This is a genomic window from Pseudomonas fluorescens NCIMB 11764, assembly GCF_000293885.2.
Lineage (GTDB): Bacteria > Pseudomonadota > Gammaproteobacteria > Pseudomonadales > Pseudomonadaceae > Aquipseudomonas > Aquipseudomonas fluorescens_B.
Window position 1 is genome coordinate 1,407,456 of the sequence record NZ_CP010945.1, and the last position, 22,799, is coordinate 1,430,254.

At 60.4% G+C, this 22,799-nt stretch carries 22 protein-coding genes; 13 read left to right on the top strand and 9 right to left on the bottom strand.

Features of this window, described 5'->3' with window-relative positions; all coding sequences use genetic code 11:
* Positions 1 to 70: 70 nt before the first annotated feature.
* A complete protein-coding gene (locus B723_RS06445; RefSeq protein ID WP_017335931.1) occupies positions 71 to 958 on the bottom strand; it encodes a LysR family transcriptional regulator in 888 nt (295 codons plus the stop codon).
* A 136-nt stretch (positions 959 to 1,094) separates the two neighbouring features.
* Here B723_RS06445 and lysM point away from each other — a divergent pair, with 136 nt between their 5' ends.
* Positions 1,095 to 1,535, top strand: a complete 441-nt coding sequence (lysM, locus tag B723_RS06450; protein WP_017335932.1) for a peptidoglycan-binding protein LysM — start codon at positions 1,095 to 1,097, stop codon at positions 1,533 to 1,535.
* Between the two features lie 144 nt (positions 1,536 to 1,679).
* On the opposite strand, the gene yrfG is transcribed toward lysM, so the two are convergent.
* Positions 1,680 to 2,342, bottom strand: coding sequence for a GMP/IMP nucleotidase (gene yrfG / locus B723_RS06455; RefSeq protein ID WP_017335933.1), 663 nt, complete (start codon positions 2,340 to 2,342; stop codon positions 1,680 to 1,682).
* A 90-nt stretch (positions 2,343 to 2,432) separates the two neighbouring features.
* Here yrfG and nudE point away from each other — a divergent pair, with 90 nt between their 5' ends.
* Together nudE and cysQ are read left to right on the top strand one after the other, a co-directional pair.
* A complete protein-coding gene (nudE, locus tag B723_RS06460) occupies positions 2,433 to 2,999 on the top strand; it encodes an ADP compounds hydrolase NudE (protein WP_017335934.1) in 567 nt (188 codons plus the stop codon).
* Entirely contained in the window at positions 2,996 to 3,823 is an 828-nt protein-coding gene (cysQ, locus tag B723_RS06465; RefSeq protein ID WP_017335935.1) for a 3'(2'),5'-bisphosphate nucleotidase CysQ, read from the top strand. Before nudE ends, cysQ begins: the two co-directional genes overlap by 4 nt.
* 174 nt (positions 3,824 to 3,997) lie before the next feature.
* Here cysQ and B723_RS06470 read toward each other — a convergent pair whose 3' ends face one another.
* The 7 genes from B723_RS06470 to rfbB are packed head-to-tail and all read right to left on the bottom strand — an operon-like array spanning position 3,998 to position 11,083.
* On the bottom strand, positions 3,998 to 4,453 hold the full coding sequence (locus tag B723_RS06470) for a thioesterase domain-containing protein (RefSeq protein ID WP_017335936.1): 456 nt from the start codon (positions 4,451 to 4,453) through the stop codon (positions 3,998 to 4,000).
* A gap of 40 nt (positions 4,454 to 4,493) precedes the next feature.
* Positions 4,494 to 5,879 (bottom strand): sigma-54-dependent transcriptional regulator, encoded by a 1,386-nt coding sequence (locus B723_RS06475; RefSeq protein WP_017335937.1) that lies wholly within the window; start codon positions 5,877 to 5,879, stop codon positions 4,494 to 4,496.
* On the bottom strand, positions 5,876 to 7,684 hold the full coding sequence (locus B723_RS06480) for a sensor histidine kinase (RefSeq protein ID WP_031318232.1): 1,809 nt from the start codon (positions 7,682 to 7,684) through the stop codon (positions 5,876 to 5,878). The genes B723_RS06475 and B723_RS06480 overlap by 4 nt, the downstream gene beginning before the upstream one ends.
* Positions 7,685 to 7,720: 36 nt before the next feature.
* Positions 7,721 to 8,590 carry a dTDP-4-dehydrorhamnose reductase gene (gene rfbD / locus B723_RS06485; RefSeq protein ID WP_017335939.1) on the bottom strand — a complete coding sequence of 290 codons (870 nt, stop codon included), beginning with the start codon at positions 8,588 to 8,590 and terminating at the stop codon, positions 7,721 to 7,723.
* The gene (rfbC, locus tag B723_RS06490; protein ID WP_017335940.1) at positions 8,587 to 9,132 is read right to left on the bottom strand and encodes a dTDP-4-dehydrorhamnose 3,5-epimerase; all 546 of its coding nucleotides are present in this window, start codon (positions 9,130 to 9,132) and stop codon (positions 8,587 to 8,589) included. Before rfbC ends, rfbD begins: the two co-directional genes overlap by 4 nt.
* A complete protein-coding gene (gene rfbA, locus B723_RS06495; RefSeq protein ID WP_017335941.1) occupies positions 9,129 to 10,004 on the bottom strand; it encodes a glucose-1-phosphate thymidylyltransferase RfbA in 876 nt (291 codons plus the stop codon). The genes rfbC and rfbA overlap by 4 nt, the downstream gene beginning before the upstream one ends.
* On the bottom strand, positions 10,001 to 11,083 hold the full coding sequence (rfbB, locus tag B723_RS06500) for a dTDP-glucose 4,6-dehydratase (RefSeq protein WP_017335942.1): 1,083 nt from the start codon (positions 11,081 to 11,083) through the stop codon (positions 10,001 to 10,003). The genes rfbA and rfbB overlap by 4 nt, the downstream gene beginning before the upstream one ends.
* 176 nt (positions 11,084 to 11,259) lie before the next feature.
* Between rfbB and B723_RS06505 the strand changes: the two genes are divergently transcribed.
* The 10 genes from B723_RS06505 to B723_RS06550 all read left to right on the top strand — a co-directional run bounded on the left by B723_RS06505 (position 11,260) and on the right by B723_RS06550 (position 22,797).
* Positions 11,260 to 14,172, top strand: coding sequence for an aminotransferase (locus B723_RS06505; protein WP_017335943.1), 2,913 nt, complete (start codon positions 11,260 to 11,262; stop codon positions 14,170 to 14,172).
* Between the two features lie 211 nt (positions 14,173 to 14,383).
* On the top strand, positions 14,384 to 15,262 hold the full coding sequence (aguB, locus tag B723_RS06510) for an N-carbamoylputrescine amidase (RefSeq protein WP_017335944.1): 879 nt from the start codon (positions 14,384 to 14,386) through the stop codon (positions 15,260 to 15,262).
* A gap of 4 nt (positions 15,263 to 15,266) precedes the next feature.
* Positions 15,267 to 16,373 carry an agmatine deiminase gene (gene aguA, locus B723_RS06515; RefSeq protein WP_017335945.1) on the top strand — a complete coding sequence of 369 codons (1,107 nt, stop codon included), beginning with the start codon at positions 15,267 to 15,269 and terminating at the stop codon, positions 16,371 to 16,373.
* A 244-nt stretch (positions 16,374 to 16,617) separates the two neighbouring features.
* Positions 16,618 to 16,830 carry a hypothetical protein gene (locus B723_RS06520; RefSeq protein WP_017335946.1) on the top strand — a complete coding sequence of 71 codons (213 nt, stop codon included), beginning with the start codon at positions 16,618 to 16,620 and terminating at the stop codon, positions 16,828 to 16,830.
* A gap of 314 nt (positions 16,831 to 17,144) precedes the next feature.
* Entirely contained in the window at positions 17,145 to 17,813 is a 669-nt protein-coding gene (locus tag B723_RS06525) for a DsbA family protein (protein WP_017335947.1), read from the top strand.
* 242 nt (positions 17,814 to 18,055) lie between these two features.
* A complete protein-coding gene (locus tag B723_RS06530; protein ID WP_017335948.1) occupies positions 18,056 to 19,342 on the top strand; it encodes an OprD family porin in 1,287 nt (428 codons plus the stop codon).
* A 330-nt stretch (positions 19,343 to 19,672) separates the two neighbouring features.
* Entirely contained in the window at positions 19,673 to 19,963 is a 291-nt protein-coding gene (locus tag B723_RS06535; RefSeq protein WP_017335949.1) for a type II toxin-antitoxin system RelB/DinJ family antitoxin, read from the top strand.
* Positions 19,929 to 20,243, top strand: coding sequence for a type II toxin-antitoxin system YafQ family toxin (locus B723_RS06540; RefSeq protein ID WP_033037147.1), 315 nt, complete (start codon positions 19,929 to 19,931; stop codon positions 20,241 to 20,243). Before B723_RS06535 ends, B723_RS06540 begins: the two co-directional genes overlap by 35 nt.
* A gap of 263 nt (positions 20,244 to 20,506) precedes the next feature.
* Positions 20,507 to 21,520, top strand: coding sequence for a 2-keto-3-deoxygluconate permease (locus tag B723_RS06545; RefSeq protein ID WP_017335951.1), 1,014 nt, complete (start codon positions 20,507 to 20,509; stop codon positions 21,518 to 21,520).
* The gene (locus B723_RS06550; RefSeq protein ID WP_017335952.1) at positions 21,517 to 22,797 is read left to right on the top strand and encodes a four-carbon acid sugar kinase family protein; all 1,281 of its coding nucleotides are present in this window, start codon (positions 21,517 to 21,519) and stop codon (positions 22,795 to 22,797) included. Before B723_RS06545 ends, B723_RS06550 begins: the two co-directional genes overlap by 4 nt.
* The last annotated feature ends 2 nt before the right edge of the window (positions 22,798 to 22,799 follow it).

Consider the following 22,799-nt stretch of genomic DNA (forward strand, 5'->3'; position numbering starts at 1 on the left):
GGTTTAAGCCTATGCGCGTCAAAGTGTCGCGTCTAATCGCTATTACTGATCTGCCGATAGATGACATCGATCAAGAGATGGTTGGCGATTTCTGATAGATCGCAAAACAGGCTTCCGCCAGCGCTGACCGCGGCGCGCTGCGACGCATGATCAGCCCCAGTTGGCCGAGGGTCTGCGCGTTTTCGATCGGTTGCAAACGCAGATGATCGGTCAGGTTTTCCAGCCCACCGTCCAGCGGCATCACGGCGCAACACAAACCACCGTGCACAGCTTGTAACAGTTGATGCACGGCATCGGTCTGCAACAGCGGCTGGGGGGTGAGGCCGCGGCTGTGGAAATTGTGATCGATGGACTGGCGGAAATGCATGCCGCTGGTGAGCATGCCCAGCGGCAGTTCAATCAACGACTCCCAGCTCAGCGGTGCCTCGCCGAACGTGAAAAAGCGCTGATCGTAGAGCAGGCCCATGCGGGTTTCGCTGAAGGTCAGGGAGTCGAATCGTTCGGCGTCCAGGCGTTCCAGGTACGACACACCGAGGTCCAGGCGATTGTTCGCCAGTTGTTCGAGGATCTGCTCGGAGCTCAGCGCAGAGAGTTCGAAACGCAGGTTCGGGTGTTCGGTGTGCAGGCGTTGTAGCAGGGGCAGCGGATCGAAACTCGACAAGGGCACCACGCCCAGACGCAGCGTACCGACCAGGTTGCCGCGACAGGCGGCGGCCTCGGCCTGCAAACCGTCACAGGCCGCCAGCACGGTGCGCGCCCAGGCCAGCACCCGCTCGCCAGGCGCGGTAAAGCCTTCGAAGCGTTGGCCGCGGTTGACCAATGGCAGCTCCAGCTCTTCTTCGAGGCTGCGCAGACGCATGGACAAGGTCGGCTGGGTGATGTGACAACGTGCGGCGGCCTGGCCGAAGTGACGGGTTTCGTCGAGGGCGATGAGGAATTTCAGTTGCTTGATGTCCATCTTCGCTCCAGGGCGCGGGAAGGTCGGGATTCTAGCGCCTGGGGGCAAGCGGCGTCATTGGTCGGGTGAGAACCGAGGGTTGCAACCTTGGTCTAGGCTTTTGCGTCTGGAACCCAAAACCCAAGGAGCGTGCACCATGAGTATTTTTAGCTTTGTGAAAGAAGCAGGCGAAAAACTTATCGATCTGCTGACACCCGGCAATGCCAATGCCAGCGAGCAGTTGAAGGAACACATCAGCAAGGTCGGCCTGGGTAACCCGAATGTGCAGGCGACAGTGGATGGCGACAAGGTCACGGTGACAGGTGAAGTCGGCAGTCAGGAAGAGAAGGAGAAGATTCTGTTGGCGGTGGGCAATATCGCCGGCGTCGGGAGCGTGGATGACCAGATTACGGTGACCGGGCCGGTGGTGAAGGCTGCGACCTTTGTCACGGTTGTGAAGGGCGACACCCTGAGTGCGATTTCCTTGCGCGTGTATGGCGATGCCAACAAGTATCAAAAGATCTTCGAGGCCAACAAGCCGATGCTCAAGGATGTGAACAAGATTTATCCGGGGCAGTCGTTGCGGATTCCGGAGTAACACATAAACCTGTGGCGAGGGAGCTTGTCGGAACGCCGCACCGTCCCGCTCGGCTGCGCAGCAGCCGCAATTCTCTGAAGGAAACTTCAGCCAGATTGGGAGCGCTTTGCACTCCAGCGGGAGCAAGCTCCCTCGCCACAAGTCTCAAAGCCCGGCAATCAGCTCCCGATAATCGATCACCGCCACAAACTCCGCCGTGTCTTTCGGCCCTTTGCGGCTGTCCGGTTCCCGCACTGCCAACAAATGCGCAACACCGAAATCCCGCGCACTGCGCAGGATCGGCAACGTATCGTCGATAAACAGGCTGCGCGCCGGATCGAAGCCGATGTCCGCCTGCAAGGCCTCCCAAAACTGCGGATTCTCCTTGGGGAAGCCGTAATCGTGAGAGCTGATCAATCGCTCGAAGTAGGGCGCCAGTTCAATTCGTTCCAGCTTCAGTGACAACGAGTCCCGGTGCGCATTGGTGATCATCACCACCCGTTTGCCCGCCTTCCTGATCGCCTCCAGAAATGTATCCGCATCGGGGCGCAAAGCGATCAGGTGCGCGGTTTCCAGTTTCAGTTCGCGCACCGGCAGCTTCAGCTCGGCGCTCCAGAAATCCAGGCAATACCACTGCAACTGGCCGGCGTTGCGTTCGAACAGCGGCTGCAATTCCATCTCGGCCATGGCCCGGCTCACCCCGTGCAACTCGGCGTAACGCTGGGGCAAATGCTCCAGCCAGAAATGATTGTCGAAATGCAGGTCCAGCAGCGTGCCGTCCATGTCCAGCAGAACGGTGTCGATGTCGCGCCACGGCAGCAGTGACATAAAAAACTTCTCCAACGGTAAAAAAGATATCCGAGGTCAACAATCAGGATAGGCCGGGTATAGTAACGCGTTCACGCCAAGGAGCTTTTCATGCGCCAGAAACCCACCGTCCTCGCCCGCGAGATTGTCGCCACCAGCCGTTTATTCTGCGTCGAAGAGCTGAAACTGCGCTTTTCCAATGGCGTGGAGCGCACATATGAACGACTGGTCGGCAAGGGCGCCGGGTATGGCGCGGTGATGATCGTGGCGATGATCGATGCAGACCACGCGGTGCTGGTCGAGGAATATTGCGGCGGCACCGATGAATACGAGCTGTCTTTGCCCAAGGGCTTGATCGAACCGGGTGAAGACGTGTTGGCGGCGGCGGAGCGCGAGCTCAAGGAAGAAGCCGGTTATGGCGCACGACAGCTGGAGCATCTGACCGAGTTGTCCTTGTCGCCGGGTTACATGAGCCAGAAAATTCAGGTGGTCCTGGCCACCGACTTGTACGAAGAACGGCTAGAGGGTGACGAGCCCGAACCTATGGGCGTGGACAAGATCAATCTGCGTGAACTGTCCGGCCTGGCACAGAACCCGCGATTCACCGAGGGCCGTGCCTTGGCGGCGCTGTACCTGGCCCGCGATCTGCTGACTCAGCGCGGGGTATTCCTGCCATGAATTTTCCGCATCCCTTGATGGCGCCGGTGGTTGAACTGGCACTGAAGGCTGGCGACGCCATCCTGCCGTTTTGGCGTACCGGCACTGCGGTGACCGCCAAGGCTGACGATTCACCGGTCACCGCGGCCGACCTTGCCGCTCATCACCTGATTCTGGCCGGGCTGACCGCGCTGGACCCAAGCATTCCGGTGTTGTCCGAAGAGGACGCCAACATCCCGCAGAGCGTGCGTGCCGGCTGGCAGCGCTGGTGGCTGGTCGATCCGCTGGACGGGACCAAGGAGTTCATCTCGGGCAGCGAAGAGTTCACCGTCAACATCGCGCTGATCGAGCAAGGTCGCGTGGTGTTTGGTGTGGTGTCGATGCCGACCAACGGGCGTTTCTATGTTGGCGGTGCGGGTCTTGGCGCGTGGCGTGGTGATCGAGAAGCCGAGCCATCGCCGATTCAGGTTCGCAATGCTCTGGCTCCTGGAGAGGCGTTCACGGTCGTTGCCAGTCGTCGGCATTCAAGCCCTGAACAAGAACGCTTGCTGGCCGGACTGAGCGACAGCCTCGGTGAGTTGCAACTGGCCAATATCGGCAGTTCGCTGAAATTTTGCCTGCTGGCGGAAGGCGCGGCCGATTGTTATCCGCGCCTGGCACCGACTTCGCAGTGGGATACGGCGGCGGCCCAAGGTGTGCTGGAAGGAGCCGGCGGTGAAGTGCTGGAGTTGAGCGGCGTGCCGTTCAGTTATCCGGCGCGGGAGTCTTTGCTGAACGAGTTTTTCCTGGCGCTGCCGGCGAAGGCTGCCTGGCGGGAAAAACTGCTGGAACTCGCCCGTTCCTGATCTGCGCACACGCCTTGTGGCGAGGGAGCTTGTCGGAACGCCGCACCGTCCCGCTCGGCTGCGCAGCAGCCGCAATTCAGGCACCGGGATTTAAATGATATCGCGCGGTGGCTGGCCTTGGGGCCGCTCCGCGACCCGGCGGGAGCAAGCTCCCTCGCCACAGGTGTTGTGTCGTTATCGGTGAAGGACGTACTGCCCGGTGAACGTTACTGCATCGTCATCGCTATCGGCATTCACAATCCGTGAGTGCAACGTCAACCGCGCCCGCCCATAGCGTCCATACATCGCCAAGAACTTCTTCCATACCGCCGCACTCGGCGCCTGGCAAATCGCCGTCGCGTCCATGGTCACCGGCAGCGGATAGCTGATCTGCCCTTCCTGGATCACGATGTGCCCGTCCTCAATCCCTTCCTCGCGCAGACGCAAGTGCAGCCAGCCCCAGCCCGCCAGCACCGCGCCGCAATACAGGCTGCCGCCGAACATGGTGCTCTTGTGATTGACGTTGGCTTCCAGCGGCAAGTACAGGCGCAATTGCTGGTCATGCCAGTCGAGCACTTTGACGCCCATGGCCTGCGTCAGGGGAATGTCGCGGTGCAGGACTGATTCCAGATGACGACTGTCGCGGTTCATGAATAGGCCTTTTGCTTGAGGAGTAAGGATTGCCGGTCGCTCAATCGAGTTCGTCGGTCGGGTGATGGTCGGCAAAGTTCAGCCCGTGCTTGCGCAGTTTGTCGTGCAAGGTCTTGCGTGGAATGCCGAGGGCTTCGGCGAGGCTGCGGACCGAGCTGTGAGAGCGCGCCAGTTCGGCGGCAATCAGCGATTTCTCGAAGTTTTCCACCTGTTCGCTCAATCCGCCGCTGAACGCTTCAACCGTTGTGCTCGCTCCAGCCTCCGGCGCGCTGTTGTCCAGTGCCAGTTCCAGGCCCAGGGCGAAGCGTTCGGCGGCGTTCTGCAATTCCCGCACGTTACCCGGCCAGGTGTGACGCAGCAGCAGCGCCCGTTGCCCCGGTTGCAGTTCATGGGGCGGCAAGCCATGGCGAGCGCTGGCTTCATCGGCAAAATGCTGGAACAGCATCAGCGCGTCTTCACCGCGTTCGCGCAGCGGCGGAATCCGCAGCGGTGCGACGTTGAGACGGTAATACAAGTCGGCGCGGAAGCGTCCCTGATCGGCGGACTGGCGCAGGTCTTCCTTGGTCGCGGCGATGATGCGGATGTCCAGCGGGATCAGCTGATTGCCCCCCAGACGCTCGACCACCCGCTCTTGCAGCAAGCGCAGCAGCTTCACCTGCACGTCCAGGCTCATGCTTTCGATTTCATCGAGGAAGACTGTGCCGCCGCTGGCGAATTCGAACTTGCCGATACGGCGCTTCTGCGCCCCGGTAAACGCGCCCGGTTCATGACCGAACAACTCGCTTTCCACCACTGATTCGGCGAGGGCCCCGGCATTAATGGCCACGAACGGGCCGTTACGCCGGTTCGACAAATCGTGCAGGGCCCTGGCCACGACTTCTTTGCCGGCACCGGTTTCGCCGAGGATCAGCACGTCGGCCTTGGTCGCGGCCAGTGCACCGATCTGTTCGCGCAAACGCAGCATCGGCGCCGATTGCCCGACCAGTCTTGCGCTCAGTTCATTGCGGTCGCTCAGGGCCAGACGCAGACTGCGGTTGTCCAGCACCAGCCGGCGCAAGGCCAATGCACGGCGCACGCTGTCGAGCAGGGCGTCGCTGGCGAAGGGTTTTTCCAGAAAGTCATAAGCACCGGTGCGCATCGCTTGCACGGCCAGCGGCACGTCGCCGTGACCGGTGATCAGCAGCACGGGCAGCTCCGGGTCTTGCGCGTGCAGTTCGGTCAGTAACTCAAGACCGTCCATGCCCGGCATGCGAATGTCGCTGACCACTACCCCCGGCCAGTCACGCTCCAGTTGCCCGGCCACGCCCTTGGCTTCGGCGAGTGGCAGGATTTTCAGGCCCGCCAGGTCCAGCGTCTGGCTCAAGGCTTGGCGCAGATGCGGATCGTCGTCGATCAACACGACCTGGATGCGGTTGTCGATGGTCATGCACTTCGGTCCTCGGACGGTTGCAGGCTCACGCCCGGTGCGCCTGCGCGCAGTTTCAGGGTAATCAAGGCACCGCCTTCCTTGTGGTTGGCGAACGACAGTTCACCCCCGAAGGCGCGCATCAGGGTCTCGCAAATCGCCAGCCCCAGGCCCAGGCCCTGCGTGCGGGTCTTGGTGGTGTAGAAAGGCTCGCTGGCGCGGCCGAGGGCTTCCATGCAAAAGCCAGGGCCGTTGTCGCGAATGTACAGAATGACGCCATCGGCGGTGGATTGGGCACTCAACCAGAGTTTACGCGGCGGGCCTTTTTCCGTCAGCGCGTCCAGCGCGTTGGCCAGCAGGTTGCCGAGCACCTGACGCAAACGGGTTTCCCCGGCTTCGACCCACAGCGTGGCGGCCGGCAAATCTCGGATCAACTCGACCTCCATGCTCCGCCGGCGCTTGGCCAACAGCGCCAGCGCGTCATCCAGCGCCGGTTGCAGCGCAACGCTTTCCGGGGCGTGGCGATCACGCCGGGCAAAGGCACGCAGGTGCGCGATGATCGAGGCCATGCGCCCGGTCAGTTCGCTGATCAGCTTGAGGTTGCCGCGCGCATCGTCGGTGCGCTCGTGATCAAGCAGCACTTCGGCGTTTTCCGCGTAGCTGCGAATCGCCGCCAGCGGTTGATTGAGTTCGTGGCTGATGCTCGCCGACATGGTCCCGAGCGCCGACAGCTTGCCCGCCTGCACCAGATCATCCTGGGCACGCACCAATTCCTGCTGGGCATTTTCACGCTCCAGCACTTCCTGTTTCAGCCGACGGTTGAGGCCTTCGAGGTCGCTGGTGCGTTCGGCGACGCGGCCCTCCAGTTCCCGACGGGCCTTGGCTTCGAAGGCGATTCGATCGAGGTAGTGGCGGCGGCGTTGCATCATCAGGCCGAGCAGCAGCATCAACACCAGCAGCGTCGCGCCGCCAATGGCGACCACCGTGCGCACCGGGCGGTCGATCAGGGTGCGCGGCGCAAGGATGCTGACGCTCCAGCCGGTTTCGTCGATCTGCCGGGTCTGGGTCAGCCACGCGTCCGGATCAAGGTTCAACGGCTTGGGTTCTCGGGTCGGGTAGGGCTGAATCGCGGTGATTGCCTCGCGCTCCGCGTCGCTCAACGGACGGGTCGCGCGAAAACGCCATTCCGGCCGCGAAGTGAGAATGACCACGCCGTTGTGGTCAGTCACCAGCAGTTGTTCCGGGGTTTTGCCCCAGAGGCTTTCGGTGTGGTCCAGGTCAACCTTGACCACCAGCACGCCGATGATTTTTTCGCGATCCCGGACCGCGGCGGCGAAGAAGTAGCCACGTTTGGCCGACGTGGTGCCCAGGCCGAAGAAGCGCCCCAGACGCCCGGCCATGGCTTCACTGAAATACGGCCGAAAGGCGAAATTGCGCCCGACGAAACTGTCGTGTTTGTCCCAGTTGGAGGCGGCGAGCGTCTTGCCCGTGGTGTCCATCAGGTACATGACTTCGGCGCCGGTCTGGGCGCTGATGTTTTTCAGCAGCCGGTTGGCGTTGCCTTGGATGACGCCATCATCCGGTGCAGACAGGTCAGCACGCAGGGCCGGCAGGTCGCCAAGAATCTGCGGCAGCACTTCATAGCGATGCAGTGTGCCCAGCAGGTTGGCGACGTACAGGTCGAGGGTCTGACGGTTCTGCCCGGCCAGTTCGCTGCGGTAATAACGCTCGGCCAGATGCTCCAGCGGCCACAGCAATGGCGCGAGGCACAGCGCAAGCAGAGCCAGGCTGCGCCAGCGGGGTCGGCGTGGAAGGGTCGAGTTCATGAGCATCAGGCGCCTGTGGGTACAGGCGCATTATGCCTAGGCTTGTCCGGCAAGACACTCGCGCAGCGCGGTTTGCCAGTCAGGTTGACTGACGCCCCATTCGCGCTGCAGGCGACTGCAATCCAGGCGCGAGTTCAGCGGGCGGCTGGCGGGTGTCGGGTAGTCGCTGGTGGTAATCGGCAGCAGGTTTGCGCAAGGCTTTCCCTGTTCCCGCAGCGCTTCGCCGATGGCCTGGGCGAAACCGAACCACGAGGTCTCACCCTGCGCGGTCAGGTGATAAGTGCCCCAGGCGCCAGTCTCGCCGGCCTGCCAGCGTTCGATCAGAGCGAGGGTGCTGTTGGCGATCGTGCCGGCCCAGGTGGGTGCTCCGATCTGGTCGGCGACGATGCGCAGCTCCGGTTTTTCCTGCAGAAGACGTTGCATGGTCAGCAGGAAGTTGCGGCCGTGGGTCGAATAGACCCAACTGGTGCGCAAGATCAGGTGCTTGCCTTTTACCGCCGTAATCGCCTGTTCGCCGGCGAGTTTGCTCTTGCCGTAAACGCCCAATGGGTGAGGTTCGTCAGCTTCGTTGTAAGGCGCAGTCTTGCTGCCGTCGAACACGTAATCGGTGGAGTAGTGGATCAGCGGGATGCCCAGCGCCGCCGCTTCTTCCGCCAGAATGCCTGGGGCCTCAGCGTTGACGGAGAACGCCGCTGCTTTCTCGCTTTCAGCCTTGTCGACCGCCGTATAAGCCGCGGCGTTGATGATCAGGTCGGGACGAACACGCCGCACCTGCTGGCGGATCTGTTCCGGTTGCGCCAGGTCAAGCTGATCGCGTCCCGGAACGATCAACTCGCTCAGAGCGCCCAGACGATGCTGTAACTCACGTGAAACCTGGCCCTGCTGGCCACAGATGAGTATTTTCATGGAAACAGATCAACTTCTTGCAAGGTTTTGCCGTGCTGATCCCTGGCCGAAAGCTTGGGTGCCTCCTCCAGTTGCCAGTCGATGGCAAGTGTTGGATCGTCCCAACGGATGCAACATTCGGCGGACGGATTGTAATAGTCGGTGGTCTTGTAGAGGAACTCGGCGAAGTCACTCAGCACCACGAACCCATGGGCAAAACCTTCCGGCACCCAGAGTTGGCGACTGTTTTCTGCGGACAAACGCACAGCAGCCCACTGGCCGAAATTCGGTGAGCTGCGACGTACATCTACCGCTACATCGAGCACTTCACCGGCCGTAACGCGCACCAGTTTTCCCTGGGTGTTTTCCAGTTGGTAGTGCAAGCCGCGCAGGACGCCCTTCTGTGAGCGGGAATGGTTGTCCTGAACGAACTGTCTCTTCAGGCCGGTCGCCTCTTCGAAGGCCCTGGCATTGAAGCTTTCGTAGAAAAAGCCGCGCTCATCCCCGAAGACCTTGGGTTCAAGGATCAACACACCGGGCAACGCGGTTTCAATCACATTCATTGTCCACCCTCAGCCAGTTTGTAAAGGTACTGACCATAACCGGTCTTGCCAAAATACTTGGCGCGCTCGAGCAAATGCTCGCGGTCGATCCAGTCTTTTTCGTAAGCGATTTCTTCGAGGCAGGCGACTTTCAACCCTTGGCGATGCTCGATGGTCTGCACATACTGGGACGCTTCGAGCAAGCTGTCGTGAGTGCCGGTGTCCAGCCAGGCGAATCCGCGGCCGAAGCGCTCGACCTGCAGATCGCCACGCTTGAGGTAGGCATTGTTGACGTCGGTGATCTCCAGTTCGCCGCGAGGCGAGGGCTTCACGGCCTTGGCGATCTCGATCACATCGTTGTCGTAGAAATACAGGCCGGTCACGGCATAGCTGGATTTCGGGGCTTTCGGCTTTTCTTCGATCGACAGGGCACGGCCTTCGTCGTCGAAATCGATCACGCCGAAGCGCTCCGGGTCTTTGACCCAGTAGCCGAACACGGTGGCGCCAGAAGGACGATTGACAGCGTTAATCAATTGCTCGCTAAAGCGTTGACCATGGAAGATGTTGTCGCCGAGGATCAGGCACACCGGATCCTTGCCAATGAATTCCTCACCAATCAGAAAGGCCTGGGCCAGGCCATCGGGCGAAGGCTGTTCGGCATAGCTGAAATGCACGCCGAACTGACTGCCGTCCCCCAACAGGCCGCGATATTGCGGCAGGTCCTGCGGTGTGGAGATCACCAGGATTTCCTTGATGCCGGCCAGCATCAGGACCGAGATCGGGTAGTAGATCATCGGTTTGTCGTAGATCGGCAGCAGCTGTTTGGACACGCCCAGCGTAATCGGGTGCAGACGCGTGCCCGAGCCCCCGGCCAACACAATTCCTTTCATCATGCGATCAACTCCTTGGTATTGATGGCGCCCAGTCGTTCACCCTGATAGCTGCCGTCCTGAACTCGGCGGCACCACTCCAGGTTTTCCAGATACCACTGGACGGTTTTGCGCAGGCCGGTCTCGAAGGTCTCTTCGGGCGTCCAGCCGAGTTCGCGCTCAATCTTGCTGGCATCGATCGCGTAGCGCAGGTCATGGCCAGGACGGTCCTGGACGAAAGTGATCAGGTCGGCGAAATGCGCGACGCCTTCAGGTTTGTTCGGCGCCAGCTCTTCGAGCAGGGCGCAGATGCCACGCACTACATCAATGTTCTTCTGCTCGTTGTGACCGCCGATGTTGTAGGTCTCGCCGACCACGCCTTCGGTGACCACTTTGAACAGTGCGCGGGCGTGATCCTCGACAAACAGCCAGTCGCGAACCTGCAGGCCGTTACCGTAGACAGGCAGCGGCTTGCCGGCGAGGGCGTTGAGAATCACCAGCGGGATCAGTTTTTCGGGGAAGTGGAACGGCCCGTAGTTGTTCGAGCAGTTGGTCAGCAACACCGGCAGGCCGTAGGTGCGTTGCCAGGCGCGGACCAGATGGTCGGAGGCCGCCTTGCTGGCGGAATACGGTGAACTTGGCGCGTACGGGGTTGTTTCCGTGAACAGGTCATCGACGCCATGCAGGTCGCCGTACACCTCGTCCGTGGAAATGTGGTGAAAACGGAAAGCGCTTTTTTCGGGCTCGGCCAGGGTCTGCCAGTAGGCGCGGGTTGCTTCGAGCAGGCTGTACGTGCCGACGATATTGGTTTGAATGAAATCCGACGGACCGTCGATGGAACGGTCGACATGGGACTCGGCCGCCAGATGCATGATCGCATGCGGCTGGAAACGGGCCAGTACGGCGCTGACGGTGGCCTGATCCACGATATCGGCCTGCACGAATTCGTAGCGTGTGTCGTTGGCAATGCTGGTCAGCGATTCCAGATTGCCGGCGTAGGTCAGTTTGTCCAGGTTGAGCACTTCATGCTCAGTATGCCGGATCAAGTGACGAACCAGGGCAGAGCCAATGAAACCGGCACCGCCGGTGATGAGAATACGCATGTTGGCCAGCCTTTATCTGTAAGACGATTGAAGCAAATGAGCATAGCTTGTCGGCAGGAGAGGGGTGGTGCAATAGGGTTGTGACAGCTATTTGGGTTTTGTTGGGCGCGCGGGGGTTGATTATCGACCGACGTGGTGGCGATATAAGCGACTAATAAAATTTCAGGGGTCGTTGTATGCCGCTCGCCACGTTGATTCATCGCGCCAGTTTGCCCAGCCCGCAGGTCTCTGCGGCGCAAGCGCTCGAGCTGCTCGAAGGGCATTACGGGCTGAGCGGAAAGCTGCAGGCGCTCGGCAGCCAGCAGGACCTCAACTACCGCGTTGACAGCCAGCATGGACGTTTCGTCCTGAAAATCTGCCGGGGCGACTATTCGGCGCTGGAGCTGCAAGCCCAGCATGCGGGGCTCAAGCATCTGGCCGAGCACTCGAAGGTGCCGGTGCCGCAAGTGATTTCCGCCCAGAACGGCGCTGACCTGCTGTCACTTGAAGTCGGCGGACAACCGGTGCATGTGCGCCTGCTCGAATACATCGAGGGCCAGTCGCTCACACACCTGGATCATTTGCCTGGGGCCGTGGTGGCCGGTTTCGGCCGGCTCTGCGGTGAAATGGACCAGGCGCTGGCCGATTTCAACCATGCGGGTCTTGAACGCACCCTTCAGTGGGACGCGCGCCATGCCAAGGCGTTGATCGCGCATTTGCTACCGGTCATCGAGGATGACGCGCAGCGAGCGTTGATCGCGCAAGTGGCCGAAGAGGCCGAGCGGCATTTGCAGCCGCTGGTGGACAAGTTGCCGGTGCAGGCCATCCACATGGACATCACCGATGACAACGTGGTCTGGCAGCGCGATTCGCAACGCCAGTGGCAACTGCAAGGCGTGATCGATTTCGGCGACCTGGTCCGCACCTGGCGCATCACCGACCTGTCGGTGACTTGCGCGGCGTTGCTGCACCATGCCGGTGGCGATCCGTTCTACATCTTGCCGGCGGTTCAGGCCTATCACGCGGTCAACCCGTTGCAACACGAAGAACTGCAGGCCCTGTGGCCATTGATCGTCGCGCGGGCGGCGGTGCTGGTGCTCAGCGGCGAACAGCAGGTCAGCATCGACCCGGGTAACCAATACAGTCGCGACAACCTGACCCACGAGTGGGAGATTTTCCGCGTGGCGACCTCAGTGCCGCTGGCGTTGATGGAAGCGGCGATCCTCACCGCTGTCGGCCAGAGCCTGCCAGCCATCGGCAGTGAAGGCTTTGCGCCACTGCTGCCGAGCCTGGTCGGACGTGAATTTGCCTTGATCGACCTGGGTGTACTCAGCCCGCATTTCGAGGCCGGTAACTGGGAGCAGGAAGGGATCGATCAACGCCTGTTGAGCGAAGCGGCGGCGGCTCACGGTCTGGCCGCAAGCCGTTACGGACAATACCGTTTGTCCCGTACCCGCCCCGACAGTGCCAGCGAACCGGACACGTGCCCGCTGCATGTCGAGTTGCGGGTGCCCGATGGCACCGCGGTCGAATCGCCATTTGCCGGCGTGGTCCACCAACCGGCGCCGGGTGTGTTGCAACTCGACGGCCCACAGCTGAGCGTGCGGCTGTGGGGCGTGACGCCGTCGCTGCACACCGGCGCGGCGCTGGTCAAAGGCCAGGTGTTGGGCGCGGTCAGCGGTCCGTTGCGGGTGCAGTTGTGCCGAGGCGCTTCGTTCGATGCGCCGTTGTTCTGCACGCCGTCTCGTGCGGCGGCCTGGCAAGCGTTGTGTCCATCGCCGGCGGTGTTGCTGGGGTTGGCTTGCGATGCGGAGGTTGAGCTTGATTCGCAGACTTTGCTGGCGCGCCGCGACGCCAGTTTCGCCCGGACGCAGAAACACTATTACGTCGACCCGCCACGCATCGAACGCGGCTGGCGCAACCACCTGATCGACATGCAGGGCCGCTCCTACCTCGACATGCTCAACAACGTCGCGGTGCTCGGTCATGGCCATCCGCGCATGGCCGCAGTGGCCAGCCGCCAGTGGTCGCTGCTCAATACCAACTCGCGCTTCAATTACGCGGCGGTTGCCGAATTTTCCGAGCGTTTGCTGAGGTTGTCTCCGGATGGCATGGACCGGGTGTTCCTGGTCAACAGCGGCAGCGAGGCCAATGACCTGGCGATCCGTCTGGCATGGGCCTACAGCGGCGGTCGCGACATTGTCAGCGTGCTGGAGGCTTATCACGGCTGGACAGTGGGCGCCGACGCGGTCTCGACGTCGATTGCCGACAACCCCAAGGCCTTGAGCAGCCGTCCGGACTGGGTGCACCCGGTGACGGCACCGAACACCTATCGCGGTGAATTCCGGGGCCCGGACAGTGCGCCGGATTATGTGCGCAGCGTCGAGCACAACCTGGCGAAAATCGCCGGGCAAGGACGCCAGCTGGCCGGTTTCATTTGCGAGCCGGTGTACGGCAATGCCGGCGGCATCTCGCTGCCGCCGGGGTATTTGAAACAGGTCTACGGGATGGTTCGCGCCCAGGGCGGCGTGTGCATCGCCGACGAAGTGCAGGTCGGTTACGGGCGCATGGGTCACTTCTTCTGGGGCTTCGAAGAACAGGGCGTGGTGCCGGACATCATCACCATGGCCAAGGGCATGGGCAACGGCCAACCGCTGGGCGCTGTGATTACCCGTCGGGAAATCGCCGAGGCGCTGGAAGCCGAAGGTTATTTCTTCTCATCGGCGGGTGGCAGCCCGGTCAGTTGCCAGATCGGCATGGCCGTTCTGGATGTGATGGAAGAGGAAAAACTTTGGGATAACGCCCAGGTCGTGGGCGGGTATTTCAAAGAGCGTCTGGAAGCGCTGATCGATATTCATCCGCTGGTGGGCGCGGTGCACGGGTCCGGTTTTTATCTGGGCGTTGAATTGATCCGCGACCGCGAGACCCTGGAACCGGCGACCGAAGAAACCACGGCGTTGTGTGATCGCCTGCGGGAATTGGGGATCTTCATGCAGCCGACGGGGGATTATCTGAACGTCCTCAAGATCAAACCGCCGATGGTGACCTCGCGCCGCAGTGTGGATTTCTTTGTCGATATGTTGGCGAAGGTGCTCGCGGAGGGGCTGTAAATACATCTCCCCTGTGGGAGTGCTTAATTCGATTATTATCTGGTTTAAGTGCTGTTGTTTTCGACGGAAGGAAGATTAATCGCTTTTAAAGCCGATTTTTATCGGCTATAAAGTCGCCATTGCCGCGGCGTGCCTCATCACGCCCGCCACTTCCCTTTCTGTCATCGGTCGATGGGAAACTCGACCCACAGCACTTGCCCGGAGATGATTCATGAGCCGTATCGTTACCGTCGCCGCCACCCAGATGGCCTGTTCCTGGGACCTTGAAGCCAACCTCGAAACCGCTGAAAGGCTGGTCCGTGAGGCTGCGGCCAAAGGCGCGCAGATCATCCTGATCCAGGAACTGTTCGAGGCGCCGTACTTTTGCCAGAAGCCCAATCCGGATTACCTGCAACTGGCCACAACGGTGGAAGAGAACGTCGCCATCAAGCATTTCCAGAAAATCGCCAGGGAACTGCAAGTGGTGCTGCCGATCAGCTTCTACGAACGGGCCGGCCGTGCGCGTTTCAACAGCATCGCGATCATTGATGCCGACGGCAGCAACCTCGGGATTTATCGTAAAAGCCACATCCCGGACGGCCCTGGCTACCACGAGAAGTACTACTTCAACCCGGGCGACACCGGTTTCAAAGTGTGGAACACCCGTTACGCGAAAATCGGCGTGGGCATCTGCTGGGATCAGTGGTTCCCCGAGTGCGCCCGCAGCATGGCGTTGCTGGGTGCGGAGATCCTGTTCTACCCGACCGCCATCGGCAGCGAGCCGCACGACAAGACCATCTCGTCCCGCGATCACTGGCAGCGTGTGCAGCAGGGCCATGCCGGCGCCAACCTGATGCCGTTGATCGCCAGCAACCGTATCGGCAACGAGGAGCAGGACGGGTACGACATTACCTTCTACGGCTCGTCGTTTATCGCCAACCAGTTCGGCGAGAAGGTCCAGGAACTCGATAAAACCGAAGAAGGCGTGCTGGTTCACAGCTTCGACCTCGACGAGCTGGAGCACATTCGCAGCGCGTGGGGCTCGTTCCGTGATCGTCGCCCGAACCTATACAATGCGCTCAAAACCCTCGACGGTTCCCTGGAGTCCTGACTGCATGACCACTTTAAACAGCACCCCGCGCGCCGACGGCTTCTACATGCCCGCCGAGTGGGCGCCACAAACCCAGACCTGGATGATCTGGCCCGAGCGTCCGGACAACTGGCGCCTGGGCGGCAAACCGGCGCAAGCCGCGCATGTGGCGGTGGCCAAGGCCATCGCGCGTTTCGAACCGGTCACCGTGGCGGTGTCCGCCGGTCAATACGAAAACGCTCGGGCGCGTCTGGACGTGCCGAATATTCGTGTGGTCGAGATGTCCAGCGACGACGCCTGGGTCCGCGACACCGGCCCGACATTCGTCATCAATAACCGCGGTGAAGTCCGTGGCGTGAACTGGGACTTCAACGCATGGGGCGGTTTTGACGGTGGGCTGTATTCGCCGTGGAACCGTGATTCGCAGGTCGGCGGGAAGATCCTCGAGATTGAACGCAGCCCGCGTTATCGCACCGAGGGCTTTGTGCTCGAAGGCGGTTCGATCCACGTTGATGGTGAAGGCACGCTGATCACTACTGAAGAATGCCTGCTTAACCGCAATCGCAACCCGCACTTGAACCGTGCAGAAATCGAAGCGGTGCTCAGCGCGAACCTGGCTGTGGATAAAATCATCTGGCTGCCGGACGGTTTGTTCAACGATGAAACCGACGGCCATGTGGATAACTTCTGCTGCTACGTGCGTCCGGGCGAAGTGTTGCTGGCCTGGACCGACGACCCGCAAGACCCGAACTACCCGCGCTGCCAGGCGGCGATGAAAGTGCTCGAAAGCAGCACCGACGCCAAGGGTCGCCCATTCACGGTGCACAAGATGCCGATTCCTGGGCCGCTGTATGCGACCGAAGAAGAATGCGCCGGTGTGGACCCGGTAGACGGAACCCAGGAACGCAATCCGACCGTTCGTCTGGCCGGTTCCTATGTGAACTTCCTCATCGTCAACGGCGGCATCATCGCGCCGAGCTTCGACGATCCGCTGGACGGCCCGGCCAAAGAGATTTTGCAGAGCCTGTTCCCGCAGCATGAAGTGGTCATGGTCCCGGGCCGCGAACTGTTACTGGGCGGCGGTAATATCCACTGCCTTACCCAACAGCAGCCTGCGCCGCACAAGGAGTGAGTGCCGTTGTAACAGCCTGAGTTGATTGAGAAATCACTCAGGCAACGGTTTTACTTCGGCACCTTGCAAGAAGCCCGCAGCCCGTCAGGACTGCGGGCTTTTTTGTATCCGCTGGTCGACTGTCCTGACACATTGGCACAGCTCTTGTATCTCTCCTGACGAGAAACAGGGAGGGGAGAACTTCGATGTTCTGTCATAAACCTTGGATAAGTTAGCCGCTCACAAACCAGGAGAGAGCGCGGAAATGAACGCCGAAATGAACGTAGTGAGCGAGCGGACACTGCATCCCCTGGCAGTAAACAGCGAATCGCTCCAGATCCTGGCGCACTGGTTGAAGTCCAATGGAACGCGTCAGATCAGGGAACCTGATCCGCGCCGGATGATGATCGAGCGCTACCCCGCTGGTTTATTCAGCGAAGCGGAGCTGGATGCGTTGTGGGATGTGATGGAAGGATAAAAAAGAACAACAACGGATTGATAAAAGCGCTGCCGGGAAGGTGGCGCTTTTTTTATGGGCGATGGTTTTGTGATCACTACAGTGCGACTCGCACACGATAGCTGCGGCTCACACCAGGCCCGCAGTGTTTAGACGCGGTATGAGCGGGTCACCGGGTTTGCCCGGTCTCCAATTCGTGTCTTGGTAGTGACAGAACGAGGGCGGTATTCGACCGATTCCTGAAACAGTTTGAAAGCTATTCCGGCGTTTTTCAGGAATAGAAGGAGGACTAATCTGCCGGCATCGAATTTCCTACCCTTTCGCCGGAGCCTCCCATGATCCTTCATTACATTTACGACCCATTGTGCGGCTGGTGCTACGGTGCAAAACCACTGGTGCAAACAGCCCGGGCAATTCTTCCGGTGATTGCCCATGGCGGCGGCATGATGACCGGCGCCCACCGCAAGAACGTCTCGCCACAGTTGCGCAACTACGTGATGCCCCACGATCGGCGAATCGCCGAGTACACCGCGCAGCCATTCGGCGAGGCCTACTTCGAAGGTTTGCTGCGCGATGAGACGGCGGTGTTCGATTCTGCGCCGCCGATTGCCGCCGTACTGGCGGCTGATCAGGTCGCTGACCGTGGACTGGCGTTGCTGGGCCGTTTGCAGAGCGCGCATTACGCGGAAGGCCGGCGCATTGCCGATGAAGCGGTGTTGTTTGAACTCGCCCACGAGATCGGCCTGGAACCTGAAGCCTTTCAGACCGCATTCAAAAACGCCGACACCGATCGCCACATCAAGGCCAGTCGCGACCTGTTGGCCAGCATCGGTGGTCATGGTTTCCCGACCTTCGCACTGGAGCAGGATGGCCAGTTCACGCTGGTCGACATCGGGCCGTGGTTCGGCAAGCCGCAAGCCTTTGCGGCCTGGCTGAGGCAGTCGCTTCCCGCACACGCCGCTTCATCCGGGTTTCAAACCTGTGGGCTCAACGGCTGCAATTAGAAAATTCTTAGACGATTTTCGCCTATTCACAGACGATTCATGAAATTGACACAGGGTTCAGGGCGGGACTAGGATTCGCCTCAACGCCTGTGGCCAACCGCCATGACTCAAAAATAATAAAAAGGCCCGCCGCGATTTTTCGTGGGCGGGCCTTTTTGTTTCGGGGTGAAAAAAGAGTGCGATAGCGCCGTTTCAGCCGTTCGACACAGCGCGTATCAACCCGTAATAAGGAAAAGAACAAAATGTTGAACAAGCGAATCAGCCTGATCGCTCTGGGGATGTTGAGCGCGACACAGGCCATGGCAAACGACCAGGCCGAATCCAAGGGTTTTGTTGAAGACAGCAGCCTCAAAGTGCTGCTGCGCAATGCCTACATGAACCGTGATTACAAAGACGGCCGACCGGACAAAGCCGAGTGGGGCCAAGCGGCCATCGGCACGTTCTCGTCCGGTTTCACCCAAGGCACCGTCGGTGTGGGTGTGGACGCGTTCGGTCTGTACGCATTGCGTCTGGATGGCGGCAAGGGCCGCACCGGCGCACAAGGTATCGACTTCTTCAAAAAAGGCGACAGCGGCAACGCGGCAGATGACCTGTCCAAAGGTGGCGCAGCGGTCAAATTCCGCCTCTCCAGCACCACGCTGACTTACGGCGACCAGATGCCGGCCCTGCCGGTGTTGAGCTACGACAACTCGCGCCTGCTGCCGGAAAGCTACACCGGCACCTTGATCACCTCCAAGGAGATCAAAGGCCTGGAGCTGAACGCCGGTCGCTTCACTGCCGAATCGCGCAAGAGCGCTGAAGGCCGTGACAGCGGTGGCTTGAAGTCGATCAACGTATTGGGCGGCAGCTACCAGTTCACCGAACAGTTCAAGGCGGCGGTGTACGCGTCTGACGTTGAAGACGTATTGAAGAAACAATACGTGAACGCCAACTACGTGTTCCCGATCGACAAGGATCAGTCCCTGACCCTGGACTTCAACGGCTACCGCACCAAGCTGGAAGATTCCTACGTCCGCGAAAGCGGTGCGACCGGTGACGACAACAAGATCTGGAGCCTGGCAGCGACCTTCGCCACCGGCCCGCACTCGTTCACCGTCGCGCACCAGCGCAGCACCGGCGACAGCAACCTGGGCTACGCCTACGGCGGCTATCAGAAGGATCAAGGTCGCGTCGGTGATGGCGGCAACACCATCTACCTGGCGAACTCCTACTGGTCCGACTTCAACGCCGAAGACGAACGCAGCTGGCAGCTGGGCTACGGTCTGGATTTCAGCACGTTCGGCGTTCCTGGTCTGAGCTACAACGTGGCTTACGTGCGCGGCGACAACATCACCACTTCCACCAGCGAAGGCGGTACCGAGCGCGAAATCTTCAACCAGTTCAAGTACGTCGTGCAAAGCGGCCCGGCCAAAGACCTGAGCATCAAACTGCGTAGCTCGATCCTGCGCGTGGCGCAGAAATCCAGCGAATACAACGTCAGCGGCAACGAAGTACGTGTGTTCGTGGACTACCCGATCAACATTTTCTGATGATCGGTTGCAGTATCGACGCCTGATTCAAGGCTGAGAAAGATGAGCCCCGACATGTTCGGGGCTTTTTTTCGCCTACCAATAAGCGTTCAGGCGCTTAGGTTATTTCCTGCATCGGATCAGGACAGTTCCCAGTACCGAAGGGGAACAAGCCGATATTCATCACTGGATTAATCGATTGAAATACCGGACGAGAAATTCAGTTGATTGTCAGCGCTCCTCAAACGGTGGAGCCGTCCATCACGCTGAAGTTGACCCCCAATAGCCTGCTCAACCAAAATGCTTGAGGTAGCGCCAATGTAGCTACAAATTAGAAATGAGGTCATTACCATGGGTGTATTGCTGAAAACCACCGACGTGCGTTGCCGCATTGATGAGGAATTGAAAGCGCGTGCTACTGAAGTCCTGAACGCTTGCGGCCTGAGCATCAGTGACGCCATGCGGCTTTTTCTTCGTCAGGTCGTAGCGACCCAGGGCCTCCCGTTTGAGGTACGCGTGCCTTCGGAAAAAACGGCCCGCGCCATGAGAGAAGCACGTGAGATTCGCCAGCGGTTCGACTCGATAGACGACATGCTGAGGGACGCTGATGGCGAAACCGGAGAAAAAGCAAAAGCGCGCTGAGCTGCCCAGGCAATGTGCACAAACGTCAGAATTCAAGAAGTCGTGGGACCGTTACAAGCGTGCCGGGCGCCGTGACATGAATGAAGTTCGCCAAGTGATGGTCATGCTGTTTCTGGGTGAACCGTTGCCACCGGAATACCTGGACCATGCCTTGATGGGTGATTGGGCTGGTTTTCGAGAGTGTCATATAGGCGGTGATTTCTTGATGATTTACGAGCACACACGCTCCGATTTCATCACATTTGTTGATCTAGGAAGTCATTCAGAGTTGTTCAAGTAGCGTCTGTAAAGAAAAGCCCCGACATGTTCGGGGCTTTTTTGTGAGCGCTGCAAGGCTCTGGACCGCTTCACAGGACGACTCGATTGACCTTTCCCAGCCAGGTTTTCCTATTCAAATGATCAAAACGATCATTTGAATGATTGGTTTGCGCATTCTATAGCGAGAGCTTAAGATAAATTTGACTGAATCAATCATTGCTTGATTGTTTCAGTCAGTTTCGAGGTGAAACACGTCTTACCCCACAATTATAAAAGGAGACCCTCGTGGCCCAATTCCCTATCAAGCGCACCATTGAACGCATCCCGGGCGGCATGATGATCGTGCCCCTGCTGATCGGTTCGCTGGTCGCCACCTTCATGCCTGACACACCCAAGTTTTTCGGCTCATTCACCAATGCACTGTTCACCGGGGCGCTGCCTATCCTCGCGGTGTTCTATGTCTGCATGGGCGCGAGCATCAACATCAAAGCCACGCCTTACTTGCTCAAGAAGGGCGGCACGCTGCTCATCACCAAAGTCGGCATCGCCGTGCTCATCGGCATTGTGCTCGGGCACTTTCTCGGCGAGCAGCCGATTTCGTCCGGCCTGTTCGCCGGCATCTCGACGCTGGCAGTGGTCGCCGCGATGAACGACACCAACGGTGGCTTGTACATGGCGCTGATGGGGCAGTACGGTCGGTCCGAAGACGTCGGTGCCTACTCGGTGATGTCCCTGGAGTCCGGGCCTTTTCTGACCATGGTCACCCTGGGCATCGCCGGTCTGTCGGCATTCCCGTGGCCGACGTTGGTGGGCAGCATTCTGCCGCTGGCGCTGGGCATGTTGTTGGGCAATCTCGACCGTGACATGCGCGACTTCCTGGCCAAGGCTGTCCCAGTAATGATCCCGTTCTTCGCGTTGGCGCTGGGGGCCAGCCTGGACCTGCACAACGTCTGGCAGGCCGGTTTGCTGGGTCTGGGCATGGGGGTTGCGGTGGTTGTGCTGACCGGTATTCCGCTGTTCTTCGCTGATCGTTTGACCGGTGGCACAGGCGTCGCCGGTGTTGCTGCGGCCACCACCGCCGGGAACGCTGCAGCCGTTCCTGCGCTGATCGCAGCGGCGAATCCCGTTTACGCCGAAGCCGCCAAGAGCGCGACCATATTGGTAGCGGCCTGCGTGGTGGTCACCGCGATCCTTGCGCCGATACTCACCGCCGCTGTTGCCAAGCGCGTGCAACAACGCAACGCCGTCGTCATCCCTGAGCAGGAGATCGAACCTCAAAAGCAGGAGGCCCTGCGATGAGGATTCTGATCATCGCGGATGATCTGTCCGGTGCGGCGGATTGCGCCATCGGTTTTGCGAGCGTCGGGCTGCAAACGGTGGTTACGCTCGATCCCTTGAACGACAAGGCCGATGCTCAGGTGATTGCCGCCGACACAGACACTCGGCGCCTGTCACCGGATCGAGCCGCCGAGCGCACCGTTGCGGCATTCAAGGCACTGCATCAGCCTGGGCAGCGGCTGTACAAGAAAATCGATTCGACCCTGCGCGGCAACTGGGCGGCGGAGGTCGCCGCCCTGCAACCCTTGGCCGGACTGGCCATCGTCGCCCCGGCGTTCCCCGCTACAGGTCGCACGTTGCGCGGCGGGCGGGTGTTCGTGAACGGCCAGCCGCTGGAAACCACCGACACCTGGAAACTCGAAAACGCCGATCGCCCGGCTGACGTCGAAGCCATGCTCATCGCCGCCGGCCTGAGCACCGCGAAGCTGGACCTCGACACCTTGCGCGGCAACGAAAAGGCGCTCGCGCACCACATCGCCGAAGTCGCCCGCAGCGGCACCCAGGCGCTGATCGTCGATGCGCAAACCGAAGACGATCTGCTGACCCTCGCTCGCCTGACCGCGTCGATGGATCAGCCGTTGTTCTGGATCGGCTCGGGCGGCCTGGCGCGGGAAATCGCCAGCCTTTCTGACTTCTCCGAAGCGCGGTTCACAACCCTGGAACCGACCGCGCAGGAAAAAAGCCAGGCATCCATTCTGATCCTCGTCGGCAGCCTGTCCGGCGTTTGCGAGCGGCAATGCGCGTTGCTCAAGGAGCGTGGGGGCGTCAGCGAACTGGTCGTCCCGCCCGAGGTCCTTCGCCAAGGCACAACCCATGGCGACTGGGCGATGTGGCAAGCGCGGATCGGCGAGCAACTGGACGGCTGGAGCGACCTGCTGCTGCGCATCGGCCGCGATGAAGCGTTCGATCCGCAGGAAGGCGCGCAACTCTCGAACATGCTGGCCGTATTGGTAGAACCACACTTCGCCAAGGTCGGCGGCCTGATCGCCACGGGCGGCGAGACCGCACGGGCCATACTGACCACCGTCGGCATCGACAGCCTGCAACTACTCACCGAAATCGAAGCCGGCGTCGCCTTTGCCCGCCCGACCGTTTCCCGGCAGGGCCATCGCCCCGGCATTGTGACCAAGGCCGGCGCATTCGGCACCGATAACGCCTTGTATGCGGCATGGCAACACCTGAGCGACAGCGCCGATCGCTCCCCGCCCCAACGCACACGAATCCAAGGACTCGAATGAAC